This is a genomic window from Gammaproteobacteria bacterium (genome assembly GCA_028819075.1).
In the GTDB taxonomy this organism is placed as follows: domain Bacteria; phylum Gemmatimonadota; class Gemmatimonadetes; order Longimicrobiales; family Gaopeijiaceae; genus BD2-11.
Genome location: JAPPMM010000003.1, coordinates 1 through 24,160 on the forward strand (window position 1 = coordinate 1; position 24,160 = coordinate 24,160).

Sequence of the window (24,160 nt, forward strand, 5' to 3'; positions counted from 1 at the left end):
CCATCATCGGTGAATTGTGAGGCTGTCGGGAGGGGGCGTCCATTCCATCACATCTCCGGATCTCCTCCCCTTTCTCCCGCCGGACGGCTCGTGTAGGATTGAGCGCGCGTTTTGCCACCCCAAACCCCCGGAGGAAACCGATGAAGATGCTTCGGCCGCTGTGCTGTCTCGCCCTGGCGCTCGCCTTCGCCACCACCGTTCAGGCTCAGGACAGGCCGCTGAGCCCCCGCGGCGAGGCCGCCGCCCATGTGGGAGGCGCGTACAACTCGGAGGGCAGCTACGAGAACGGCTCGTGGGTCGTCGTTACCTACGGCCGCCCCATCCTCCGGGGCCGCGACCTGTTCGGCTCGGGCGACGAGTACGGGCAGGCCTTCCTGCGCGGGGCGCCGGTGTGGCGCGTGGGGGCCGACCAGTCCACCCGCTTCATGACCGAGACCGACCTGACCTTCCACGGCCAGCGCCTCCCCGCCGGTGAATACAGCGTCTTCGCGGAACTCACCGAGGACGAGTGGACGCTCATCTTCGCCAACTGGGGCGTGAAGAACGACTTCCGCGAGGAGAACCCGGACGCGCTGTGGGGCGCCTACGGCTACACGCCCGACCGCGACGTTCTGCGCACCAGCATGGACGTCTCGACGATCGCGATGTCCGCCGATCAGCTCGTCATCACCTTCATGGACATGACCCCCCAGGGCGGCCTGTTCACGATCTGGTGGGACGACCAGGTGGCGACCGTGCCGTTCGAGGTAGCGCGGTAGGGATCGCCGGGCGGCTCGGCCGCCCGTAATCGAAAAGAAGGCCGAGCCAGGGGCGACCGGACGCCCGCGCTCCTCTGGCAGCTTGCGCCAACTGCCGTCTCCGGACCAGCTTTTCGGCATCACGTCGGACAGCTTCCGTGCACACAGGCAGGTGACGCGGTCATGAACGTTCAGCAGACGCCTGCGCCCCTTGTGGCGCTGTCATCGCTGCTCCTCCTCGCAGCGTGCTCTCTCGCGCCCGCGCCTTCGGTGCCGGAGCCGGTCGCCGAGCTTCCCGACAGCTTCGAGGGGAGCGAAGAGTCGGGCGCGTACCAGGCCAGGGAGTGGTGGACCACTTTCCAGGATCCGGCGCTCAACACCGTCATCGACTCGGTGCTGGCCGCCAACTTCGACCTCGCCGAAGCGGTCGCTCGCGTACAGCAGGCCAGGGCCCAGGCGGGGATCGCGCGCGCCTCGCTCCTTCCCGCCATCCAGGCCAGCGCGAACGTCAGCGACACGGACAACCCGTCCAACGCCGGCTTCGGCCAGCAGTTCCGCGAAATCGCGGGTGACCGGCTGCCCGGTTTCGAGTTCCCCGAGCGCCTCGGCATCGAGACCTGGTCGCTGGGCGTCGACTTCGCCTACGAACTGGATTTCTGGGGACGCGCCCGCAACGATTCGCGGGCCGCCGGGCAGGAGTACCTGGCGTCGGAGTCGGACTACCGCGCGGCGCGTATCGGCGTGCTGTCCGAGACCATCACGACCTACTTCGAGATCGCCGATCTGCGCAGGCGCGAAGCCGTCGCGCGCGAGACGATCGACGTGCTTCTTGAACGGGAGCAGCTCGCAGAGACCCGCTACGACCGCGGTCTGGTCACTTCCTTCGAACTCTACCAGGTTCGCCAGGAACTTCGGAACACGCAGGCCGCCCTTCCTCAGCTGGAGAGCCAGCTGGTCAACGCCGAAGGGCGTCTGGCCGTTCTGGTGGGCGGCTTCCGCGAGAAGCTCGACGCGATCCTCCCCGATTCGCTGGCGCCGCTGCCGTCGAGCGATCCCGTCTCCGCAGGGGTGCCGGCCGACCTCCTGGTTCAACGGCCGGATGTGCGCTCCGCGGGCCTGCGGCTCGAGGCCGCCCGCTTCACCATCGGCGCGCGCCGGGCCGAAATGCTCCCCTCCCTGTCGTTCTCGGGCACGATCGGGGTGCAGTCCGCGGACGCCGACGGCCTCTTCAATGTCGACCAGTGGTTTCGCAACCTGCTCGGCAACCTGACCGCGCCGATCTTCCAGGGGGGTCGCATCCGCAGCAACATCGCCGTCGCGCACGCCCGCTTCGGTCAGGCGGCGGCCGCCTACGGGCGCACCGTGGTGACGGCGGTTCACGAGGTGGAGACGGCGCTGGCCGCGCTCGGCAACGAAGGGCGGCGCCACGACTTCCTCGCATCACAGCGGGAAGAGGCCCTTGCCTCGGTCGAGTTGCAGTCGCGCCGCTACGCCGCCGGAGTGGGAGGCTACGTCGACTACCTCGACGCCGTGCGGGCGCTGCTCAACGTCGAGTCGACGCTGGCCGGGGCGCGCCGCGATCTGGCCCTGGCGCGCCTGGCGGTACACCGCTCCCTGGGCGGTGACTGGACCGTTCCACCCGAGGAGCTCGAAGGCCCGCGCATGGTGCCCGCCAGCGAATCCAAAGAAGAAGCCGACACGCCAACCGGGGGGACGGAATAGATGAGCCGCCGCCGCAGTTTTCTGATCGCTTCGGGCATCCTCGGGGGCGCCGTCGTCCTGGCCGCCGTGATGATCGCCCTGCGTCCCGACCCCCCGTTGCGCGAGCCGGGCTCGCAGGCGCCGTTTGTCACGACCGCCCTCGCCACCGGCCGGGACGGCGCCATCCCGGTCTACAGCGCGGGCACGGTGCGTCCGCGCGCCGAGATCGATGTCGCCGCCCAGATCAACGGCAAGGTCGCGTCGGTCGCGCCCGCGTTCCTGAGCGGCGGGCGCGTGAGTGCGGGACAGGTCCTTTTCCGCATCGACGACGCGGACTACCTGAACCGCGTGCAGCAGGCGCGCGCCAACGTCGCCGCGCAGTTGGTAGCGCTCCTGCAGGCCGAGGAGGAGGCCCGCATTGCCCGCGCCGAGTACGAGGGGTTCCTGCGCCGGCGGGCAGACGATGCCCCCCCTCCGGGCGAAGCGAGCCCGCTCACGCTCCGGGAGCCGCAACTGGCCGCCGCCCGGGCTGCGCTGGCGCGGGACAGCGCCGCTCTCGCCGACGCGGAGCTGGCGCTGGCGCGGACCGAGGTGCGCGCGCCCTTCAGCGGCATCGTCAGAACCGAAATGGTGGACGTCGGGCAGTTCGTCGCCGCCGGACAGGGCGTGGGACGGCTCTACGCCGACGACGCCGTGGAGGTGGTGGTTCCGCTGTCGGACGCCGATGCGGCCCTCATCCCCGACCTCTGGATGCTGGATGCGGGTGATGGCGACGCAAGCGTCGAGGCCACGGTGATGGCCGAGTACGGAGATGCCTCGTACGCGTGGTCGGGATACGTGGACCGGGCTGAGGCCGCGCTGGACGAACAGACCCGCACGATCGACGTGGTGGTGCGCGTCCCCGACCCGTTCGCGGGCGGTCGGGCGGCCACCCCGGAGGGCGACATCGCGGAAGCGGAGGACGGCCCGAGCGGTCCACCCCTTCTGGTCGGCCAGTTCGTGGAGGTGCGCATCGCCGGAGCCGCCCCGGAGCGCTACTTCACCGTGCCCCGTTCCGCGCTGCGGACCGGGAACGAAGTCTGGGCGCTGCGCCAGGACACTCTGGTCACCATCGTCCCGGTAGGCGTCCTGCAGCGCGCCGACGAACTCGTGTACGTCACCGGTGGCCTTGCGGAAGGACAGGCGGTTGTGCTGAGCGGCCTGCAGTTCGCCACCGAGGGCATGGTGGTGCGGACGAGCGCCGACGGGCCCGGATGAGCCGGCCGGACGAGCACTCGCCGGACGAGCACTCGTCGAACGCCCGGCCGCGGGAGGCGCGCGGCCCCATCGCCTACATGGCCCGCAACGGGGTCGCCGCCAACCTGCTCATGTTCTTCATTCTGGCGGCGGGCTTCGTCTCCCTGCGCGGTCTCGTACAGGAGGTCTTCCCGGAGATTTCCCTCGACCAGGTCGTCATCTCGGTTCCCTACCCCGGGGCCACGCCCGACGAGATCGAAGAGTCGATCCTGCGCAAGATCGAGGAACAGATCGAGGCGGTGGACGACGTCAAGGAGATCCGTTCGACGGCGGCCGAGGGGCGTGGGTCGGTAACGGTGGAACTCCAGTTGGGCGCCGACGTCGCGCGGGCACTGGACGACGTCAAGGCCCAGGTCGACCGGATCCAGACCTTCCCCGCCGGCGCAGAGCGCCCCGAGGTCAGCGAACTGACCAATCGCCAGAGCGTCATCCGCCTGGTGCTGTTCGGCGACGTGGGCGAGCGCACGCTCAAGGAGCTGGCGTACCGCACTGAAGACGGGCTCTCGGCGCTTCCGGTGGTCTCCTACGTCGAAACGACGGGCATTCGCGACTACGAGATCTCCGTCGAGGTCCCCCTCCATCAGCTGCGGGCGCTGGGCCTGACCCTGGGGGACATCGCGGGCGCGGTGCGGGGCGGATCCCTCGACCTGTCCGCGGGAAGCATCGACACCCGGGACGAGGAGGTGCGCATCCGCACCACCGGGCAGAACTACACCCAGCACGACTTCGAAGACATCATCGTCCTCAGCCGGGTGGACGGCACCGTGGTGCGCCTGGGGGACATCGCCGAGGTGCGCGACGGCTTCCGAGACGTGGACCTGATCGCCCGCTTCCAGGGCCAGCCCGCGGTCTATGTGGAGGTCTTCCGGACCTCGGACGAGAAGGTGCTCGACATCGTTGCGGCGGTCGAAGAGCACCTGGAAGAGGAGGTCGTCCCGTCGCTGCCCGCCGGGGTGGGACTGGAGGTGTGGAACAACTCCGGCCAGATCTTCGAGAGCCGCCTCGGGCTGCTGGTGAAGAACGGCCTCATCGGCCTGGCGCTCGTCCTGCTCTCGCTCACCCTCTTCCTGGATCTCAGGCTCGCGTTCTGGGTGGCGGTCGGCATCGCGGTTTCCTTCGTCGGCACCTTCGCCGTGATGAACTGGCTGGCCGTTTCGATCAACATGATGACGCTCTTCGCGTTCATCCTCGCCGTCGGCATCGTCGTCGACGACGCCGTGGTGGTGGGCGAGAACATCCATGCGGAGCGCGAGAAGGGCTGGCGCGGCGTGGACGCGTCCATCCGCGGGACCCGCCGTATCACGGGCCCGGTCATCTTCGCCGTCCTCACCACCGTGGTGGCGTTCTGCCCGCTGTTCTTCGTCCCGAGCGTCATGGGGAGGCTGATGACGATGCTCCCCGTCGTCGTGATCTCCGTCCTCATGTTCTCGCTCGTCGAGTCGCTCCTGGTTCTGCCCAACCACCTGTCTCACATGCCGAACCCGGGGAGGCGCCGGCGCCGGTCCCGGGATCACCTGGTCGCCCGCATCCAGCGGGGGGTCGATCGCGGGTTGAAGCGCTTCATCGCCGGGCCTCTCGACCGAGCCCTCAGGGTCGCGACCGCTCAGCCCGGGCTGGTCATCACGAGCGGGATCGCGCTCATCGTCCTCTCCGTCGCCATGGTGCCGGCGGGCATCATCCGGGTGAATTTCATGCCCACGGTGGAGGCGGACCTGGTCACGGCCACGCTGGAGATGCCGGAAGGCACGCCCGCGGAGCGGACCTCCGAGATGGCCGATTTCCTGGCAGCGTCGGGATACCGGGCCATCACGCGTCTGTCCGCCGATGACGGCGGATCGCTCCTCGAGGGGGTCAACTCGACGGTGGGGCAGGAGGCCCGGCAGATGCAGCCCTTTGGAGCCGGGCCCTCACCCGATCCGCGCCCCAACCTGGCGGCGGTGGAATTCAAGCTCGTAACCGCTGAATTCCGCGACGTGTCCGCGGCCGACTTTCAGCAGGCGTGGCGCGAGGAACTGGGTCCCCTCCCCGCGGCGAAGGCGCTCACCATCACGGCCGAGCTGCTCAACTTCGGCTTTCCGGTTCACGTCGAGCTCGCCCACCCGGATCCCGGGCGTCTTACATCGGTCGCCGACAGCCTGATGGAGCGCCTGCGGGCGTTCGAGGGCGTGTTCGATGTCCGCGCGGACCAGGATCAGGGACTCAGGGAGATCCAGCTCGACCTGCGCCCGGAGGCCCGGACCATGGGGCTGACCCTGGATGCCCTGGCCCGCCAGGTGCGCTCCGCCTTCTTCGGCAACGAGGCGGTGCGCGTACAGCGCGGCCGCGAGGAGGTGCGCGTCTACGTTCGCCTGCCCGAAGAGGAACGCAACGCCATCGCGGACGTGGAGGAGTACCTGGTGCGCACGCCCATGGGAGGCGAGGTGCCGCTGGGCCGAGTCGCCTCGGTGCGCCTGGGAAGCTCGCCCACCACGATCCGGCGGACGGACGGAGAGCGGGTCATCACCGTCACTGCCGACGTCGACCGCGAAGTCATAACCGGCGGCGAGGTGACGGAGCAGCTTGCCGCGACCGTGCTTCCGGCACTGGCCGCCCGCGACCCGGGCCTCTCCTACAGCTTCGGAGGCCAACAGCAAGAGCAGGTGGAGTCCTTCGGCGCGCTGGCGAGCGGCTTCGCGCTGGCTCTGCTCGCCATCTACGCTCTGCTCGCGATCCCCTTCGGCTCCTACACCAAGCCCTTGATCGTCATGGCCGCCATCCCCTTCGGGATCATCGGCGCGATCGCGGGCCATCTGCTTCTTGGGCTGCCCATGAGCATGATGTCAATGTTCGGCGTGATCGGCCTGAGCGGCGTCGTGGTGAACGATTCCCTGGTCATGATCGATTTCATCAACGATCGCCTCCGGCGGGGCATGCCCGGCCGGGAGGCGATCATCGACGGAGCCAAGGCGCGCTTCCGCCCGATCCTGCTTACGTCCGTGACCACCTTCCTGGGGGTGGCGCCGCTCGTCTTCGAGCGCAGCCTGCAGGCGCAGTTCCTGGTGCCGATGGCGGCTTCACTCGGCTTCGGAATCCTGTTCGCGACGGCGGTGCTGATGCTGATCGTGCCCGCCCTGACCATGGTGCACCACCGCCTTACGGAGGGGCGACCGGCCGCTTCTGCTGCCGCTTAGGGCGCCCCTCCGGCTCTCTCGAACTCCGCTGCAAACAGCGCCCGGGTACCCGGGTCGAGGCGGACCTCGGAGGGCTCGGCGTCGACCGGGATCACGAAGTTGTGGGAGGCCGCGTCCACCTCGACGGTGACCACCTGGGCCGGAAGCCGATCACGTCCCATGTAGACCCCGATGTCGAGAGGCATCCGAAACAGCCCCGTCTCCTGCACCTGGCGCAGATCGACGCGCACCGCTCCGGCGTCGGAGTCGTATGCCCATGACCCCTCGAAGACCGGATTGCCCCCGTGCCGGAGCCACTGGTCGAAGAAGGCCTGCAGGTCGTCGCCGGAAGCCTCCTCCATGGCCTGCATGAGGTCGTCGGTCGAGGCCGTGCCGTTCAGGTGACGGGCATAATAGGTGCGGATGCCCCTCTGGAAGGCCTCGTCGCCAATCCGCTCCCTGAGCATGTGCAGCACCCAGGCGCCCTTCTGGTAGGTCGCCACGCTGGTCACCCGCGACATGTCCTCGAGGTCGGCGTGGACGATGCGATAGTCGGGATTCTCCGCGTACCAGGCCACGACGCGCTCTGCCGCCTGGCGGAGGCCGATGGCGAAGTCGTCCCTTCCGTAGGCGTGCTCGCGGAAGAGCAGCGTGAAGTAGGTCGCGAACCCCTCGCTCAGCCACACATCGTCCCATTCGGACTCGGTGACCGCGTTGCCGAACCACTGGTGTGCGATCTCGTGGATGACGACGTTGCGCCAGCGCACCGGCCGGTCGCCCGTAACCGCGTTCTCGCTGTACATGAGGGCGGTCGCGGCCTCCATGCCCCCGCCGGTGGCCGGGGAGGTGATGTTGGCCAGTTTCTCGTAGGCAAAGGGTCCCACGTAGTCGTCGAAGAAGGCGAGGACGCGGAGGGTGGGGACGGCGAAGTCGTGGAAGCCGGCTTCACGGTCGCGCGCGTACACCCAGGTCTGTACGGGCTTCCCATCGAACTCGCCCAGGTGCTGCACGGCGAAGCGCGCCACGCCCACCACGAAAAGCCACGGAGAGATGGGCGCCGACTGCCGCCAGTGAGTGCGGCGCATGCCTCCGTCAAGGTCCGTCTCCTCCACCAGGAGGCCGTTGGACACCACCTGGTAGTGCGCGGGCGCGGTGACGACGAACTCGCACGCCGCCTTCTCCGCCACATGGTCCACCGTGGGCAGCCAGTTGCGCGCGCGGTTGGGCCAGTTGTCGCTGAAGAAGGTGCGCTCGCCGTACTTGTTGGGGCCTATGCGGAGGCCGGACGCGGGGGCGCCCCGGTAGCTCACCGTCACCGAGTCCCGCTCGCCGGGGCGGCCCGCCCGGGGCAGCCCCACCGTGAGGAGGTCGTTCTCATGGCGGTACTCCAGGGGACGCCCCGCCGCCCGGACGCCGGTAACCTCCATCCCCTGACCATCGGACCTCACGCCGATCAGGTCCAGCGGCAGCTCCACGACTCCGGCCGCCGTGAAACGGAATCTCACCGTGGCCCGTCCGGTAATCCGGTCAACGTCATCGCGGAGCGTCAGCTCGAAGCGGTACGCCTCGACGTCGATGCCGGGGCGAGGTTGCTCGACGATGGTCCCTGCGTGTGGCTGCTCGACGAAACGGGGAGCGGGCGTCGCTCCGAGCAGAAGGAGCGCGGGTATCCACGGTAACGCGAGGAAGCGGCGGCGCATCGGACCTCCAGTGCGGGTTTGACGCGGCGAGATCGGTGTTGCATATATTGGTCTATCCAGCTTGGGAGACAATACAGCCACTCAGGTCGAGCCGCTTGAGATGCGGCAGGTGTGTGTTGTGTGCAGCACCCGCACGCCGGAAAGTGCGGTAGCTGTGTGTGTAGAATACGGCCGGATAATTCAGCATGACCCATCGCCGTAGACAACGGGGCGAAACGGCGTCCGCGTCTGAGGATCTGTGCGTGTATTGCGGGGCACCGGTGCCGGTTCGGCGCGGGGGAACGACCTGCCGCGCCAAGTGCGCCCGAGCCTACCGGGACCGCGAAGCGCGCCGGGAACGCGCCCGCGCCTCGGCACGAGCCTGGCTGTACGCCCGGCAGCGCAGGACCGACCCGGTCATCTCCGACTGAGGCGCCTGCGGAAGCCGCCCTTCAGGTCCTTCCAGCATCCGCACGCCGCGCGGGAACACGGAACCTGTCACCCCGTCTCCCTTCCAAACATCCTTCTGAGCGCGTTTCCGTCGGCAGAGCACACGCCCCGCTCCGTGACCAGCCCCGTGACCAGCCGGCGAGGGGTCACGTCGAAGGCATAATTGGCCGTGCGCGTACCCTCGGGGGCGATCCGCACGGTGCGCTCCACCCCGGCTTCATCAACGCCGCGCACCAGCGTCACCTCGTCCGCAGCCCGCTCCTCTATCGGGATGTCGGCCCCGTCTTCGGTCGTCCAGTCGATGCTGGGGGAGGGCACGGCCACGTAGAAGGGGACGCCGTTGTCGCGGGCGGCGAGGGCGAGGGGGTAGGTGCCCACCTTGTTGGCGACGTCACCGGAGGCGGCCGTACGATCGGTGCCCACGATGACGACATCGACCTCCCCGCGACTCAGCAGATGGCCAGAGGCGCTGTCGGAGACGAGCGTGTGCGGCACCCCGTGCTGGCCGAGTTCCCAGGCGGTGAGGCCGGCTCCCTGAAGGCGAGGGCGCGTCTCGCGAACCCAGACGTGTATGTCCAGCCCTTCGTCGTGGGCCCGGTACATGGGTGCGGTGGCGGTGCCCCAGTCAACGGTCGCCAGCCAGCCGGCATTGCAGTGCGTGAGTACGTTCAGAGGCCGGCCGGGCCGGCGCGCCCCACCTTCCGAGGACCGGTGGATCTCGCGGAAGAGATCCAGTCCGATGTCGCCGATGCTTCGGTTGATGCGCACATCGTCTTCGCAGAGGGCGTGGGCGAACCCGTAGGCGGCTCGCATCCGGCGCGGGGGAGGCAGCGGCCGGAGCGCGGCTTCGGCGTTCTCGAGCGCCCAGCGCAGGTTGACAGCCGTCGGTCGGGTCGCCATCAGCCGGCCGACGGACGCCCCGAGCGACGCGTCGGAGGGATCGGCGCGCATGGCGAGCGCGACCCCGAACGCCGCGGTCGCGCCGATGAGGGGGGCCCCGCGCACCACCATGGCGGAGATGGCGTGCGCCGCGTCGGCGGGGCTCGCAAGCCGGCGGATGCGGAACCGGTGCGGCAGCAAGGTCTGGTCGATGACCTGAACGTCCGCGCCCTCGCCCTCCGTGAAGATGGCGCGATAGGGAATGCCGCCGACCTTCACCGGCCCCTCCGCTCCCCTGACCCGGACGCGCCCGGAGAGACTGGGCCGGCCTCGTCCACCACGACCGGGCGGTCCCGCGCGCGGTCCACGACGCAGAGAAAGCCCAGCGCCTCCCCGGCGTCGGCGGAGAAGCGGTGGACATCGTGCGGAGCCACGTACACGACATCGAGCGCCGAGACCGGCTCCGTTGCCTCTCCCAGGCGAACCGCGCCCTTCCCCTTCACGATCACGACCGCATGCCCGTGAGCGTGGCGCTCTAGAGAGGAATAGCCGCCCGGCGCAACCTCGAAATACCGCAACTCGAAACCCAGGCCGGCTTCGCCGCCATCCGGGCCGCCTCCAAGAAGCGTGTGGCGGGTCACATCGCGGAATCGGGCAAGTCCTTCTTCTTCGTGCTTGTAGCGCCTCGGCTGGACGTGCGCCCAGTCGCCGGCCCCTCCGCGAATGACCCGGGACCTGCTCACCTTCTTCATCCCTCCCGTCGTAGTGCCGCCTCCACCAGGCGCCGAGCCGCGCCCTCCAGATCCCGTTGCACGAGGAGACTTCCCCCGATCAACAGCATCGTGTCCGGGCCGTAGCGGCCGAACCAGTGGCTGGCCTCGGCGGCGTTCACGCCTCCGGCGGGCGCGGGAAGAGCGCGGCGATGCCGCTCCAGCGGCTCTCGCAGGCGCCTGTTGACCGCGTGGCAGGTCTCCTCCGGCCACGAGAAGCGCCCGCCCGCGTTTACGTACACCACGATGTCGGCCCCCGCAACCCGGTAGAGGGTTCCGAGCAGCACGTCCGGGGCGATGCCCTCCGCCCGGCCCGGCGCGGTCTGCGCGTGGGAAGGGTGGGCCATGACCGCCAGCGCGCGGGGACCGGCAGCGACCCGGCGGAGCGCGTCCAGCCCCATCAGGCTCGGGCACAGCACGACGCCGGCTAGCCCGAGCGCCTCAACTCGGTCAAGTCGCTCCTCCAAGGTATCCAGCGGTCCGGTGACGTTAGGGAAATAGGCGGTGTGCCCTCCCGTCCGTGCTTTCGCGCCGGCGACCGACTCCGCGATCACCCGCGTGCGCTCCCGGAACGGGGCCGAGCCCCGGACGGCCAGGCCGTGGTCGTCCTTCACCACGTCCACCCCCGCGCGGGCGAAGGCGGCGGCCTGTCGGGCAAGCCCGCTCGAAGTCAGCCCGATGGGCTTGATGGCGGCGCTCACCAGGGGGCGCGCCGGGGCCCTTGCCAGCGAGCGGATACCCTTGATCCCCACGCGCGGCCCGGGCAGCGAACGAAGGACGGCCGGCGCCAGCTCGAGTCCCACCAGCCGCACCCCGTCCATGAGCGACACGTTGCCGTATGCGACGTTCAGAATCTGGGTGAGTTCGGTCGTGGTGGCGTCCAGCGGGTAGGCGATCCGCGCCAGCCAGCTCCCGCCACGCTCCGGCTCCAGGCGCTCGATGCGCCCGAGCATGCGCGCCTGAAGCCGGTCGCCCCCAACCCCGGGAGGAGCCTCCACGGTCTGCTCGCGCGCGATGGCGCCCGCCAGGGACAGGGCTTCGCGCAGGTGCCGGCAAGTCAGCCGATAGCTGGCCCTGAGACCGACCGCACCCACCGGTGCGTCAATCCCGGATGGCGGGCAGGATGCGGTCCTGAAGCGCGGTCCAGCTGGAGAACTCCGCGCCCGTGTGCAACGTCCATCCGTTGAAGAGCACGATCAGATCGTGCTCCGGCACGACGTGCAGGAACTGGCCGCCGTAGCCGTTTGCGGAAAAGACCCGGGTCTCTCCGTCCTCGTGAAACGGCACCCACCACTGGTATCCGTAGCCTCCGTCGTCACGGTCGTTGCCGGGGTTGAGGTCGGGGATGACCGGCGAGGTGGACGCCCGCACCCATTCGCGCGACACGATCCGCCGCCCGTCCCATTCGCCCCCGCGCAACATCAGGTATGCCACCCGGGCCAAGTCATGGGGCGCGAGGTAGAGGCCGCCCTCGGTGTCCGCCTCTCCGTCCGGGGTGATCTTCCAGTAGTAGTCGCGGATGCCGATGGGACGAAACAGATGTTCCTCCGCCCAGGCGTCGGCGCGCTGTCCGGTGGCCTCGCGCTGGATCTTCCCCAGGAGGACGCTCACCCCGTCGTTGTAGTCGAAGCGGGTTCCGGGCTCGGTGCCGACGGGCCGCCGCACGACATAGTCGATCCATGCCTCGCTCGCCTCGAGTTCGCTGGTCGGATGGGTGTCGTCGGCGTAGGTCTGGCCGGGGATCGCCCAGTCGATGCCGCTGCGCATGGTGAGGAAGTCCTCCAGCGTCGCGCTTGCGCGCATCGGGTCGTCCAGAGCCGGACCGGAGGCGGCGAGGAAGGGCCACGCCGGGGCGTCGACGCCGCCGATGTAGCCAGCGTCGACCGCGATGCCGAAGGCGACCGAGGTCACGCTCTTGGTGACCGACTGGAGCGTGTGCAGCCCGGTGTCGCGGTAGTACGGGTGCCAGTCGGGATGATCGTAGTTGTAAGGGTGGCTGACCGTGTCCTCCTGCTCCGCCAGGATGCGCGCGTACTCCTCGCCGTGGTCCCAGTACCGGTCCGCGATCACGTGGCCGTGGCGAATGAGCAGAAGGTGGTCGATGAGCCCGAACCGGCCGGCATCGATATCGGCGATGAGCGAGTCGATGGCCGCGGCTTCCAGCCCCTCCGCCTCGGGGGTGGAGACCGGCCATTCCTCGCCCGGCCAGACCGGCTCGCGATCACCGGGATCGGGCGCCGGGGCACCAGGCGCACAGGCGGCGACGAGCCCGGCGGGGATGAGCACGGCGGCGAGCCATGCCCGTCGCGGCGGCGTGAGAGGTGTCATCGCGCATCCTCCTTCAGCCATCGCGCGAACCACGCCTCGAGCCTCCGATACATGTCCACCCGGTTCATGGGATCGCGGAAGCCGTGCGGCTCTCCGGGATAGGAGTGGCTCTCGAAGACCTTGCCTTCCCTGTCCAGGATCTCCACCGCGAGTTCGTACTGGCGAAACGGAGCGCGCACGTCTTCCTCGCCATGCATGATGAGAGTGGGCGTGACCACGTTCGGCACGCGCGCCAGGGTATTGCTGATGGCGTAGACTTCGGGCCGGTCCCCGGGTGCGCCCCCGTGTCCGGTCCGGATGAAGATCTTTCCCAGCCGGTCCGCGTTGGTGTAGGCGTCGGCGAAGTCGTAGATCCCCGCCATCGGCACCGCTGCGTCGAAGGCGTCGGGTGCGCGGGCGATCGCCGCCATGCTCTGGATGCCCCCGTAGCTGTAGCCGTAGATGCCGACCTTCCCGTTGGACCATGGCTGCGCCCGCAGGAAGTCGGCGGCCGCGGCGGCGTCGAGCGCCTGTCCGTTGGCCCAGTCCCCCACGCCCAGATCCTGGAACTCGCGCCCGAAGCCGGAACCGCCCCGGTAGTTGACGGCCAGCACCACGTACCCGAGCTGCGCCAGGTGCTGCTCGGTGAGGCTCAGCCCCTTGAGGTAGGAGTTGGTTCCGCCCCCGTGGACCATGACCAGCGCGGGATAGGTCGTAGCGTCCTCCGACGCCACCGCAGCTCCGTCGTCGGCGAATCCCGGGGGACGGAACAGGAAACCCTGGATGTAGAGGCCGTCCCAGCTGCGGTAGCTCACCTCCTCCGCCTCCACCAGCCCCCTCCAGCGGGTCGAGAAGTGCGTGAGCCGGCGCGCCGCCCCACCCGCGGCGGAGACGTAGTCGACCTCGGTCCCGCGCGTCGAGGTCGAACGAAGGAAGACGAAGGCGGAGCCGTCGGGGGTCGCGTGGTAGGCGCGGAAGGACCCGCCCATGTTCGTCACCCGGGTGGCGACACCCCCGTCCACCGGCACCCGCCACAACTCCACCTCGGCGCGCTCGTGATAGGGGAAGAAGAGCTCGGAGCCATCGCTCGACCAGGTGACGGTGTGGTTGTGCAGCCAGTCCGTAGCGTGGATCTGCATGGGAACCACCTCCTCCGTTCCCGCCCGCGGGTCGAGGAGGTAGATGTAGGCGAGATCCTCGTACCAGTACTCGTCCTTGGATGTGCCGAGCAGGGCGATGCGCGATCCGTCCGGCGACCAGACCGGCGTGGAAGACGCCATCAGCCCGCTGGAGAGCTGCCGCTCCGCGCCCGTCGCGACCTCCGCCACCCAGATGTCGTCCTCCCAGTAGTCGCTCCGGTTGGAGTAATAGGCGACGTGCGTCCCGTCCGGCGACCACGCGGGGGCGAAGCGGAAGTCGTCCGCCGCCATGGAGGCGCGCGTGAGCTGCGCCGGCGGGGCGGAGCCGTCGGCGGGCACGGTCCAGATGTCCCGGTGGCCCGAGCGCCCGCTGTAGAAGGCGATGGTGCTGCCGTCCGGCGACGGCCGCGCGGCCCGTTCGGCCGCCGGGTCGTCGGTGATGCGGGTCGGCTCGCTCGACCCCACCGCCGCCCGCCACAGGTCCCCGCCGCGCGAGAAGACGATGCCCGACCCGTCGCCGAACCAGACCGGCGACGAGCCCTCCACCCAGGGCGCTGGCGCGGGATCACCATCCGTCGCGACCAGAAAGACGCCTGAGTATTCAGCCGTGCTCGCGCTGACCGCCACCCATGCGCCGTCCGGCGAGAGCGCGGCCTGACGGGCGCCCCGGTTGCGGGTGAAGATGTTCTCCCAGGTGAGGGTCAGGACGTCGCCTTCGACGTCCCGAACGGGTGGCGCACATGCGAGCGGGAGCGAGAGGCCGAGCAGGCAAGCCACGGCAGCCGCAGCCCGGGCCCTCGCCGACGGCCGGATCCGCATCCACGATCTGTTGTCCATCATCGGTCTCCCGGGTTGGTTGGGCCGGATGGGCAACCTACAATACGGGCCGGCGAACGGCCCGGCATCCGCGGCACGTGGACCCACCACCACCCGGGAGAGATCGATGAGCGAACGCAGTGCGGACGCGAGCCGGGGAAACGATGCGGCATCCCCCGATGTGACGCTTTCCATCCACATCGAGGCCAGCCCCGAGACCGTCTGGGGCATCCTCACCACGCCCGAACAGTTCTCGGCCTGGATGGGCGGTCAGGCCACCTTCGAGACCCGGGTCGGGAGCTCGTACCGGGCCCTGTTCCCCGAGTACCAGATGGTGCTGGCCGGCGAAGTGCTCGCCTTCGACGAAGTGAAGCGCAGGTTCGCGCTCTCGTGGGGCATCGAGTCGGGTCCACAGGCCGACACCATGCCCGCCGCGTCGTCGCGCGTGGAGTTCCGGGTGACCGAGGGCCAGGGCGGCGCGCACGCGGACGTGCGTCACAGCGGCTTTCTCAGCGCCCGCACGGCGCGCGAGCACGAGGACGGCTGGCGCTTCCATCTGGGCCGCCTGGCGCTTTCCGCCAACCGGGCGGACCTGTCGGCGGGACTGGCCCGCGCGCTGCCCGCCTGGTGGGCCGCCTGGAACGAACCGGACGAGGCTGCCCGCCTCAAGTCGCTGCGCGCGTGCTGCGCTCCCGATCTCGAATTCCGGGACGACTGGGCGGTGCTGCGCGGCATCGAACGCCTCAGCCTGCACATCGCCAACTGCCACCGGTTCATGCCGGGCTGGCGCATCGAGCCCACCGGCGATGTGCGCGTGTGCCGGGGCGAGGCGCTGGTGGGATGGCGTTCCTCGGCCCGGGGACAGGGTACGCAGCAGGGGTTCAATCACCTGCGCGCCGACTACGACGGCACGCTGCGGCGGGTCGCCGGATTCCAGGCAGCGGGCTGACGGCGAACTCCGGGTCCGGCCTGCCCCCGGATCTCTCACGTCCCGGAGGCCGGGGCTCCGCGCGCACGTCCAAGGTGCGGCGGACGGAGCCCCGCGTGTGCGCATCTCCGGCGCTCGTCCTAGTATGAGGATCGGAACCTGGCGCCACGACTGCCGATCGTCCGGTGCTCCGGCGAGGTAGTCGGCAACTCTCGCGGAGGCGGTTATGCGGCAGGGAGTAATCAGCAGAACGCGCCCTTGTCTCGCGATCCTCGGCGTGGCGGTGGCCCTGGCGGGGTCGTCCCCGCTGGCGGCCCAGGAGGCGCTCGCCTTCTCCGACGCCGAACTCGAGCGCGGGCAACGGCTCTACCAGGCCCACTGCGGGCGCTGCCATGGCGTCCTCGGGATGGGCGGCGAGGGGCCGGGGCTGGCGGTCAGCCGCCTGCCGCGCGCGCCGGACCACGCCGCGGTCGTCGACGTCATCCGCAATGGCATCCCCGGCACCGGCATGCCGGGTCTGCGCGCCACCATCCTCCCGGACGAGGAAGCCGCCCTGGTCGCGGCCCACGTCATCTCGCTCCGCCAGGCGCAGCTCGTGGAGATCCCCGGCGATCCCGAGCGCGGCCGCCAGGTCTTCGAGACCACGGGCGTCTGCTTCTCGTGCCACATCGTCGAGGGACGCGGGGTCGGGATCGGCCCCGAACTGACCGGCATCGGCATGCGCCGGGGCCCGGAGTATCTGCGCGCCTCACTGGTCGATCCCTCGGCGGAGCTTCCGGTCTTCCGTTCGGGGGCGCGCAGCGGCTTCGCCCAGTACCTGCCCCTGCGAGCCGTCACCGTCGACGGCACCGTCTATGAGGGCATGCGCGCCAACGAAGACGCGTTCACCGTGCAGCTCATCACCGCAACCGGTTCCATCGTGTCGCTGCGCAAGGCCGATCTGGCCGAGTTCGAGAGGCGCTTCGGGCATTCCCTCATGCCCGCAACCGCAAGCCTTTCCAGCGAGGACATCGACAACCTCATCGCATACCTGGCCAGCCTCGGAGGATGAGCATGATCCGGTTCGCTGCTATTCGGCCTTCAAGGCACCTCGCGCGCCCGGGGCCCCACCCCTCGCGCGGAATCATCCACGGACTGCTGGCATGCGCGATCGTCGCTGCGGGATGCCAGGCGGCCCCCGAGGGCAGCGCCCCTGAAGGCACTCCCGACCGGACTCACGTTGCCTTCGAGCGACTCGTGAACGCCGACGCCGAGCCCCACAACTGGCTGACCTATTCGGGCAACTACGCGTCGCACCGCTACTCCAGGCTGGATCAGATCGACCGCTCCAACGTCGGCGACCTCAGGGTGCTGTGGGCCTATCAGATGGACGACGGCATCATCGAGACCACGCCCGTCGCCGTGGACGGCATCCTGTACGTGACCGAGCCGCCCAGCACCGTAAGCGCCCTGGACGCGCGCTCCGGGCGCCAACTCTGGACCTGGTCTCCGGAGATGGGGCCGGACGTGCTCAACATCGGCTTCCCGCGAGTGAACCGGGGGGTCGCGGTCCTCGATTCGACGGTGTTTGTGGGAACGCTGGACGCGCACCTGGTCGCCCTCGACGCCCGCTCGGGCGCCGTGCGCTGGGACGTCGAAGTGGGCGACAATGCGATCGGCTTCTCGCTCACCCTGGCCCCGCTGGCCGTCAAGGACAAGGTGATCGTGGGCGTGTCCGGGGCGGAAGCGGGGGTTCGGGGCTACATCGACGCCTACGACGCCGAGACCGGCGAGCTGGCGTGGCGCACCTACACCATCCCAGCGCCCGGCGAGCCCGGGAGCGAGACCTGGGGCGGCAACAGCTGGGAGACCGGGGGCGGATCCACCTGGCTCACCGGCTCCTACGATCCCGAACTCGACCTGCTCTACTGGCCCATCGGCAACCCGGCGCCCGACTGGAACGGGGATGTCCGCCCCGGCGACAACCTGTACACAGACTGCCTGCTCGCCCTCGATCCCGACACCGGGGAGATGATCTGGTACTTCCAGTTCACGCCCCACGACACCCACGACTGGGACGCCAACCAGATCCAGGTGCTGCTGGACGCCGAATGGGAGGGTGAGCCGCGCAAGCTGGTCGTGACCGCCAACCGGAACGCTTTCTACTACGTCCTCGACCGCGAGACCGGGGAGTTCCTGCACGGGCAGGAATACTCGAAGCAGACCTGGGCGGAGGGCCTGGACGAGAACGGGCGCCCGATCGTGATTCCGGGAACCGACCCCACCGAGGAGGGCGTGCTCGTCTGGCCCAGCCTGCAGGGCGCGGCCAACTGGTTCAGCCCCAGCTACAGCCCCCGGACCGGCCTCTTCTACCAGCCCACACGCATCATGGGGGCCGTCTATTTCAAGGCGGATGTGGAGTACGTGCCCGGACAGCCCTACACGGGCGGCGGCGAGCAGGCGCTGCGGGGCGAGGAAGCCAGCGGAGCCATCAAGGCGCTCGACGCCCTGACCGGCGAGCTGGTGTGGGAATTCCCGCTGCTCTCTCCACCCTGGTCGGGGGCGATGGCGACGGCCGGCGACCTCGTCTTCGGCGGGGACAACGAAGGCAACATCTTCGCCCTGGACGCGGAAACCGGCGAGCCCCTGTGGAACTTCCAGTCGGGCGGCGCCGTGCGCAGCGGCCCGATGTCCTACGAGGTCGACGGCCGGCAGCGCGTCGTGAGTTCGGCCGGGGGCACGCTCTTCGTGTTCGGGCTCAACTAGTTATTACATCAGTAGATGTCAGGCTAGTTGTCAGTAGACATTAGTGACGGTCCGGGTCAGCAGCCGCCGGTCCGCAGGGGCCGCGAGGGTACGTAGCGCACCAGCCGCATGCGGTTGACCTCGCCCGCGTAGATGTTGCCGTCGAAATCCACCCCCAGGAACTCGATGCCCGGCCCCACGTTCACGTCGTGCTGGGGCACGAAGCAGGTCACCCAGGCCTGCTCGGTCTTCAGGTCGCCGATGCGGATGCCCTTCTCCCAGCCGAAGTTGCTGCGCCAGGGGTCCGGCGGTCCGGTGCGCAGGTCGCCCGACAGCCCGTCGCCCGCATAGAGAATGTCTTCGCGGTCGATGAAGAGCCCGCTGGGCTTGCCGAAGTGGGTCCAGATGTAGAGCAGGTTCCCGTCGCCGTCGAAGACCTGGATGCGGCTGTTGCCGCGGTCGGCGACGTAGACCCTGCCGCGCGCGTCGATCTTGATGTCGTGCGGGTCGCTGAAGCGCCCCGGCTCCCGGCTCTCCGATCCCACGCCGCCTCCCACCGCCAGCACGAAACTGCCATCGGGCGCGAGCTTCACGATGCGGTTGTTCCCGCCTCTGTGCCCATCCGCAACCCAGATGTCCCCTTCCGGTGATATGGCGACGCCGGATGGCCCGTTGAAGTGCGTCTCGTCATCCCCGTGCACTCCCGCCTCCCCGATTCGCATCACCACCTCCCCCTGGCGGGTGAGCTTGAAGACCTGGTGGCCCATCCCCATGCTCTCGCCCAGCGCCCCGCGCGGGTCCCCGTGCGCCCCGCCCTCCGTCACCCACAGGTATCCTTCGTGGTCCAGAGCGAAGCCGTGCGGAAAGGCGAACAGCCCGACCCCGAAGCTCTCTACCAGGTTGCCGTCCAGATCGAACTTGAGAATCGGGTCGATGTCCGTGCCGGCGCACTGGTTGGCGCCGCACCGGTCCAGGATCCACAGATGCTCGCCATCGGGATCCGGAATGACGCCGCTCACGATTCCCAGGGCCCGGCCCTCCGGAAGCTGCTCCCAGTCGAGCGTGGCCCGATACGGGTGCGGTGCGTTCGTCTGCGCGCTGAGCGTCCCGCCGAACCAGCCGGCGGACGCGAGAAGAAGGGACGAAAGAACCCAGCCCGTTCGCTGTGCGTTACTCATGTCGGCGGTCCTCCGGTTGGCGTGGCTGGGGCGTGATCCTCGGCCGCGTCTTCCGCGGCAGCCATCCGGGCAATCTACGCAGCCGTCCGTGAATCCGCCGGAACAGGGAAACCATCACACCCGCGATATCGTATCAAAAAGGTTGTCCCGCACCCGACCCCCCCTCCAGGACAGCGATGCTTCCGCAAGCGCACGGCCGGACGCTTCTCCGCTGGATCCTCGTTCTCTCGACATCCGCTGCAGTGCCCGCGTCCGCCCAGAGTGCGGACCGCATCTGGGGCCGCGTGCACACGACGGAGGGCGACGTGCACACCGGCTTCATTCGCTGGGACGAGACCGCAGCCAACTGGGCCGACATCCTCGAGGCGCGCAAGGAGCTTCCCGAGGAAAACTATTTCGCGTGGCTGGAGGCCCATGACCGTGAGCGCGCGACGCGCACCATCGAGCTCCGCGGCTATCGCATCACCTGGGACGAGGTCGATCCCGACTTTCCGATGGAAGTTCTTTCCGGGGTGCGTTTCGGCCACCTGGATTCGCTGGTCGTGCTCGATGGCGAGCACGCGGAACTGACGCTGCGCTCCGGCACGCGCCTCCGGCTCGAGCCCCGTGGAGGCAGTCGCGGGAACTCTTCCCCCGATGTGCACGTCGAGGCGCCGGGGGAGGCGGAAGTTGAGGTCGAGTGGGACGAAATGGCACGGGTGGTATTCTCCGCGCCTCCCGCAACGGCACTCCCCGCTGCACGGCGGCTGTACGGCACCGCCCTGGACCGGGATGGCCGCCGCTTCACCGGCTACCTGGCCTGGGACCAGGATGAGATTCTCGAGTCCGACGTGCTCGACGGCCGGGAGACGCGTCGTCCCAGCGAGCGGCAGGTCCGTTTCGAGCGCATCCGTTCGCTCACGACAGTGAACCGCGGCACTCGAGTGGAGCTGCGTGACGGCGGCGCGCTGGAGCTCGGCGGCTCCAACGACGTCGACCGGCGCAACCGGGGAGTCCGAATCGCCGATCCCGGGCTCGGGGTGGTCGTGGTGCCGTGGGAGCGTCTGCTGGAGGTGCGTTTCCACGAGGCCCCGGAGACTGCAGGCGAGGGCGACCGGCCGGGTGGACAGTCGGCAGAGACTCCTGGCGACCGCGGCCGGTTCGACGGGGGCCGCCTGCTCGCCGGCACAGTGGTCACGCGCGAGGGAGAGGAAGTCCAGGGCGAGCTGCGCTGGGACGCGGACGAGGCGGGCAGCTGGGAAATCCTGAACGGCGAAGTGGCGGGGATCGAGTACGACATCGAATTCGGATTCGTACGCCGAATTGTGCCCGGCGAGGAGGACGGTGCCGCGGTGACCCTCGCCGACGGGCGCAGGCTGGCACTCGATGGAGCCCGAGATGTGAGGTCGGACAACAAGGGCGTGATGGTCGCGTCCCCGGAGGATTCCGGGATGCGCGACCGGCGCCAGGGGTGGCGCCTGATCCCGTGGGACGACATCCGCGAGGTGCGGTTCGACCCGGTCCCGGCCGCGCCGGGCGGTTCGGAGGGCCCGTGACGGGCGGCAGGTGGGCCGGCGGCCGATGGGTCGGCGGGTGGCGCGCGCTTGTTCCCCTCGGTATCGCGTGCCTCGGCATCCTCGGCGCGCGCGCTCATCCGCTTCGGGCGCAGGAGGCACCGGACGCAGCGGACGGTGCGCCGCTCGCCGAAGACGCCTTCGCCGATCCGGACGCGCGAACCATCTTCGAAGCCGCGCAGGCGAACTGGAGATCCGTGGAGCAATCGGTCCTGCGCTACCAGGCGGTCATCCGGCAGCGCATCGCGGCCGCCATCCGGGCTCCGCTCAAGGACCGGGTCATCTACCGGGACGAGACCGCCGTGCGCGCGTTCTGGGATCACGAATACGACGCGGTGGTGCAGGTTCTGGGCGCCAGATCGCAGTATCCCGGCTGGTCGACGGCGCGCAGCGAGGGCGACATGGACTGGCTCGACGACCTGGCCTTCGACGAACCCTTCGATCCCGGGGGCGACCGCCTGTTCTTCGGCGCCACCGAGGCCGAGTTCGAGCCCGGCAGCGCCATCGAGCACCCCCTGGCCACGGGCGCCGACCGGCGCTACAGGTATGCCAGCGGCGACACGCTGACCCTCTCCTTCGCCGACGGACGGCGCCTGCGCGCGGTGCAACTGGACGTGATCCCGCGTGAGGCGGACATCCAGCTCATCGTGGGCACGCTCTGGATCGAGCCCGAATCCGGGGCACTGGTACGGGCGGTGTACCGGCTGAGCCGCCAGTTCGACTTCATGCGCGATCTGCAGGAACTCCAGGAGGAGCAGGAGGCAGGCTCGTTCCGGTTCGTGCCCGGCGTCTTCAAGCCCTGGACCTTCGATCTCTCCATGATCGCGGTCGACTACAGCCTCTGGAACTTCGAGGTCTGGCTTCCCCACTACATGCGCTTCGAAGGCCAGATCGCCGCCGGCATCGTCAAGTTTCCGTTGGAGATGGATGTCTCGTACCAGCTGGAGTCGGTCACCACGCGCGCCGATGTCGAGCGGGCCGAGGCGGAGGCGGCCGCGCGGGACGCCGAGCGGCCCGAACCGGTCGCGGCCCCGGAACTCATCGAACGTCTCTTCGAGACGCGGGCAGAGGCGATGGCCTTCGTGGCGCGCCTGCTCTCCCAGGAGGGAGGCGTGGAGTACGAGAGTGCCGAGGAGAGCGACTTCGCCGCGGAGCGGGACGCGTTCTACATCGCGCCCCGGGAGCGTACCCTGGTGCTGACCAGCCCGGAACTCCCGCCTCCGATCTGGGACGAGGCGGTGGGCTTTCCGTCCGGTGACCAGGTCGGCGAATACTTCGAGAGTCTGGCCGATCTGGCCGCTCCGGATGTACCGGGGATCCCCTGGGCACTGGACTGGGGATGGGGCCAGCCCGGGCTGATCCGCTACAACCGGGTCGAGGGGCTCGCCGCCGGACTGGACTTCCGGACCGACCTCGCCGGAACGTACACGCTGAACACGAGCGCATTCCTCGGCGTCTCGGACCTCGAACCCAAGGTGCGCGTCGAGATCGGCCGGGAGACGCTGCGCCGGCGCCTGGCGCTCGGGGCCTACCGCGAGCTCGTTTCCACCAGCCCGCGCGCCGGGCATCTCGGGTTCGGCAATTCGCTCAACGCCGTCTTTCTGGGACGGGACGAGGGGGAGTACTTCCAGGCCGCGGGCGTCGACCTGACCTGGCGTCCCCCGGCCGTCGCGCGCCAGTCGTTTGAGGTCAGGGCCTACGCGGAACGGCAAGAGGCCGCGCAGGCCCAGGCGGGATTCGCCCTGTTTCACATGCTCGACGACAACTGGGACTTCCGGCCCAACGTGGCGGCCGACCCGGTCGACGAGCTGGGGACCGAGATCCGGCTGTCACCGTGGTGGGGGGAAGATCCGTATCTCACCCAGGTCGGGGTCGAGCTCTACGGCCAGGCCGCCCGGCGCTGGCCCTCTTCCGGGGGTGACGCCGCCAGCTACGGCAGGGCCAGCGCCGCGCTGCGGGTGGCCGCGCCGCTGTCGGGCCGCAGGTGGCGCATGGGCGCCGAGCTCGCCGGGGGCACCACCTTCGGCAACGCCACCGCCCAGCGGGCCTGGTTCCTGGGGGGCACCCGGTCGCTGCGCGGACAGCCGCCGTCAGCGGTCTGGGGACCGTCCTTCGGCCGTGGCCGGGTGGAGGTCGCCCGCACCTACGACATCGGTACCCTGAGCGTCTTCACCGACGCGGGCTGGGCCAGTTACGAGGGTAGCCACCTCCGCCGAGGCGCCGACCTCGGCGGGCTCGACCCGGTCGGCGCCGATGCAGTGGAGACGCCAATCCCGGCACGCGACCACGACGGCCTGCTCTTCGGCGTGGGCGTCGGTGCGAGCCTGTTCGACGGCCTCATGCGCACCGACGTCTCCTACGGCCTCAACGGACCCGCCCGCGAGTTCTGGATCGCGTTGTATCTGGACTCGCTGCTTTAGCAGCCCGCGGACAAACTCCCCGCGGCATTCGAGCGGCGATGCATCCGCGCTGGACCGCTTCGCTCTGCGTTGCTTTTCGGACCAAGAGCGCTGCTATTGGCCCTTCAAAGCGCCTTGCCAGCCCGGCAGTCGGTCGTGGATTCGCATCTGCTCATGGACGTTGAACTTACGGGATTGGCCGGTCGGATTCCAGCCGTTTGACTCCCGCCGATTGCGGATCTAGCCGCGGAGTCTTCTACGAGCTTCCAGAGCCGTCCGAAGCTGTCCTTCGTCCGCGCGCTGATAGCACTGAAGAACCGTCTTCGCCGTCTTCCAGCCGCCCAGCTCGCAGAGCACCTTCAGCGGCTGATCCATCAGGTCGCTGGCGAACTTCCGCCGAAGCGAGTGCCAGCCCCTGCCGGGCTTCGGCTCCAGACCCGCGAGCTTCTCGGCCC

Annotated in this window: 17 protein-coding genes; 9 read left to right on the forward strand and 8 right to left on the reverse strand. The window is 69.5% G+C overall.

Annotated elements, in window-relative coordinates:
- Positions 1 to 140 precede the first annotated feature (140 nt).
- The 4 genes from OXU32_00500 to OXU32_00515 all read left to right on the forward strand — a co-directional run bounded on the left by OXU32_00500 (position 141) and on the right by OXU32_00515 (position 6,904).
- Entirely contained in the window at positions 141 to 758 is a 618-nt protein-coding gene (locus OXU32_00500; protein ID MDE0072449.1) for a DUF2911 domain-containing protein, read from the forward strand.
- A gap of 162 nt (positions 759 to 920) precedes the next feature.
- Entirely contained in the window at positions 921 to 2,459 is a 1,539-nt protein-coding gene (locus tag OXU32_00505; GenBank protein MDE0072450.1) for a TolC family protein, read from the forward strand.
- On the forward strand, positions 2,460 to 3,695 hold the full coding sequence (locus OXU32_00510; GenBank protein ID MDE0072451.1) for an efflux RND transporter periplasmic adaptor subunit: 1,236 nt from the start codon (positions 2,460 to 2,462) through the stop codon (positions 3,693 to 3,695).
- Positions 3,692 to 6,904, forward strand: a complete 3,213-nt coding sequence (locus OXU32_00515; GenBank protein ID MDE0072452.1) for an efflux RND transporter permease subunit — start codon at positions 3,692 to 3,694, stop codon at positions 6,902 to 6,904. The genes OXU32_00510 and OXU32_00515 overlap by 4 nt, the downstream gene beginning before the upstream one ends.
- Here OXU32_00515 and OXU32_00520 read toward each other — a convergent pair.
- The 6 genes from OXU32_00520 to OXU32_00545 form a co-directional block, all read right to left on the reverse strand.
- The gene (locus tag OXU32_00520) at positions 6,901 to 8,583 is read right to left on the reverse strand and encodes a M1 family aminopeptidase (protein ID MDE0072453.1); all 1,683 of its coding nucleotides are present in this window, start codon (positions 8,581 to 8,583) and stop codon (positions 6,901 to 6,903) included. The two genes, OXU32_00515 and OXU32_00520, sit on opposite strands and share 4 nt — an antisense overlap.
- A 477-nt stretch (positions 8,584 to 9,060) precedes the next feature.
- Positions 9,061 to 10,170 (reverse strand): S-methyl-5-thioribose-1-phosphate isomerase, encoded by a 1,110-nt coding sequence (gene mtnA, locus OXU32_00525; GenBank protein ID MDE0072454.1) that lies wholly within the window; start codon positions 10,168 to 10,170, stop codon positions 9,061 to 9,063.
- Positions 10,167 to 10,634 (reverse strand): cupin domain-containing protein, encoded by a 468-nt coding sequence (locus OXU32_00530; GenBank protein MDE0072455.1) that lies wholly within the window; start codon positions 10,632 to 10,634, stop codon positions 10,167 to 10,169. Before OXU32_00530 ends, mtnA begins: the two co-directional genes overlap by 4 nt.
- A gap of 5 nt (positions 10,635 to 10,639) precedes the next feature.
- Complete coding sequence (locus tag OXU32_00535; protein ID MDE0072456.1) at positions 10,640 to 11,755, reverse strand: RuBisCO large subunit C-terminal-like domain-containing protein; 1,116 nt, start codon at positions 11,753 to 11,755, stop codon at positions 10,640 to 10,642.
- Positions 11,756 to 11,762: 7 nt separating this feature from the next.
- Complete coding sequence (locus tag OXU32_00540; GenBank protein ID MDE0072457.1) at positions 11,763 to 12,989, reverse strand: serine hydrolase; 1,227 nt, start codon at positions 12,987 to 12,989, stop codon at positions 11,763 to 11,765.
- Complete coding sequence (locus tag OXU32_00545) at positions 12,986 to 14,947, reverse strand: alpha/beta fold hydrolase (protein ID MDE0072458.1); 1,962 nt, start codon at positions 14,945 to 14,947, stop codon at positions 12,986 to 12,988. Before OXU32_00545 ends, OXU32_00540 begins: the two co-directional genes overlap by 4 nt.
- 103 nt (positions 14,948 to 15,050) lie before the next feature.
- Here OXU32_00545 and OXU32_00550 point away from each other — a divergent pair, with 103 nt between their 5' ends.
- The 3 genes from OXU32_00550 to OXU32_00560 all read left to right on the forward strand — a co-directional run bounded on the left by OXU32_00550 (position 15,051) and on the right by OXU32_00560 (position 18,596).
- Positions 15,051 to 15,872, forward strand: a complete 822-nt coding sequence (locus tag OXU32_00550) for an SRPBCC domain-containing protein (protein ID MDE0072459.1) — start codon at positions 15,051 to 15,053, stop codon at positions 15,870 to 15,872.
- Positions 15,873 to 16,128: 256 nt separating this feature from the next.
- Positions 16,129 to 16,902: a c-type cytochrome gene (locus OXU32_00555; protein ID MDE0072460.1), complete on the forward strand. Its 774-nt coding sequence runs from the start codon at positions 16,129 to 16,131 to the stop codon at positions 16,900 to 16,902.
- 185 nt (positions 16,903 to 17,087) lie between these two features.
- Positions 17,088 to 18,596 (forward strand): PQQ-dependent dehydrogenase, methanol/ethanol family, encoded by a 1,509-nt coding sequence (locus OXU32_00560; protein MDE0072461.1) that lies wholly within the window; start codon positions 17,088 to 17,090, stop codon positions 18,594 to 18,596.
- Between the two features lie 56 nt (positions 18,597 to 18,652).
- On the opposite strand, the gene OXU32_00565 is transcribed toward OXU32_00560, so the two are convergent.
- On the reverse strand, positions 18,653 to 19,753 hold the full coding sequence (locus tag OXU32_00565; GenBank protein ID MDE0072462.1) for a hypothetical protein: 1,101 nt from the start codon (positions 19,751 to 19,753) through the stop codon (positions 18,653 to 18,655).
- A gap of 176 nt (positions 19,754 to 19,929) precedes the next feature.
- Between OXU32_00565 and OXU32_00570 the strand changes: the two genes are divergently transcribed.
- Together OXU32_00570 and OXU32_00575 are read left to right on the forward strand one after the other, a co-directional pair.
- A complete protein-coding gene (locus tag OXU32_00570) occupies positions 19,930 to 21,288 on the forward strand; it encodes a hypothetical protein (protein MDE0072463.1) in 1,359 nt (452 codons plus the stop codon).
- On the forward strand, positions 21,285 to 23,726 hold the full coding sequence (locus OXU32_00575; protein ID MDE0072464.1) for a hypothetical protein: 2,442 nt from the start codon (positions 21,285 to 21,287) through the stop codon (positions 23,724 to 23,726). The genes OXU32_00570 and OXU32_00575 overlap by 4 nt, the downstream gene beginning before the upstream one ends.
- 219 nt (positions 23,727 to 23,945) lie before the next feature.
- Here the strand turns inward: OXU32_00575 and OXU32_00580 are convergent.
- Positions 23,946 to 24,160 (reverse strand): hypothetical protein (locus OXU32_00580; GenBank protein ID MDE0072465.1); only part of this gene is annotated, 215 nt, incomplete at its 5' end.

Bases quoted from the DNA above. Each gene is read 5' to 3' on its own strand.
- OXU32_00565 (MDE0072462.1), bottom strand. From the start codon at position 19,753: ATGAGTAACGCACAGCGAACGGGCTGGGTTCTTTCGTCCCTTCTTCTC.
- OXU32_00515 (MDE0072452.1), top strand. From the start codon at position 3,692: ATGAGCCGGCCGGACGAGCACTCGCCGGACGAGCACTCGTCGAACGCC.
- OXU32_00520 (MDE0072453.1), bottom strand. From the start codon at position 8,583: ATGCGCCGCCGCTTCCTCGCGTTACCGTGGATACCCGCGCTCCTTCTG.
- OXU32_00500 (MDE0072449.1), top strand. From the start codon at position 141: ATGAAGATGCTTCGGCCGCTGTGCTGTCTCGCCCTGGCGCTCGCCTTC.
- OXU32_00540 (MDE0072457.1), bottom strand. From the start codon at position 12,989: ATGACACCTCTCACGCCGCCGCGACGGGCATGGCTCGCCGCCGTGCTC.
- OXU32_00545 (MDE0072458.1), bottom strand. From the start codon at position 14,947: ATGATGGACAACAGATCGTGGATGCGGATCCGGCCGTCGGCGAGGGCC.
- OXU32_00510 (MDE0072451.1), top strand. From the start codon at position 2,460: ATGAGCCGCCGCCGCAGTTTTCTGATCGCTTCGGGCATCCTCGGGGGC.
- OXU32_00570 (MDE0072463.1), top strand. From the start codon at position 19,930: ATGCTTCCGCAAGCGCACGGCCGGACGCTTCTCCGCTGGATCCTCGTT.
- OXU32_00505 (MDE0072450.1), top strand. From the start codon at position 921: ATGAACGTTCAGCAGACGCCTGCGCCCCTTGTGGCGCTGTCATCGCTG.
- OXU32_00550 (MDE0072459.1), top strand. From the start codon at position 15,051: ATGAGCGAACGCAGTGCGGACGCGAGCCGGGGAAACGATGCGGCATCC.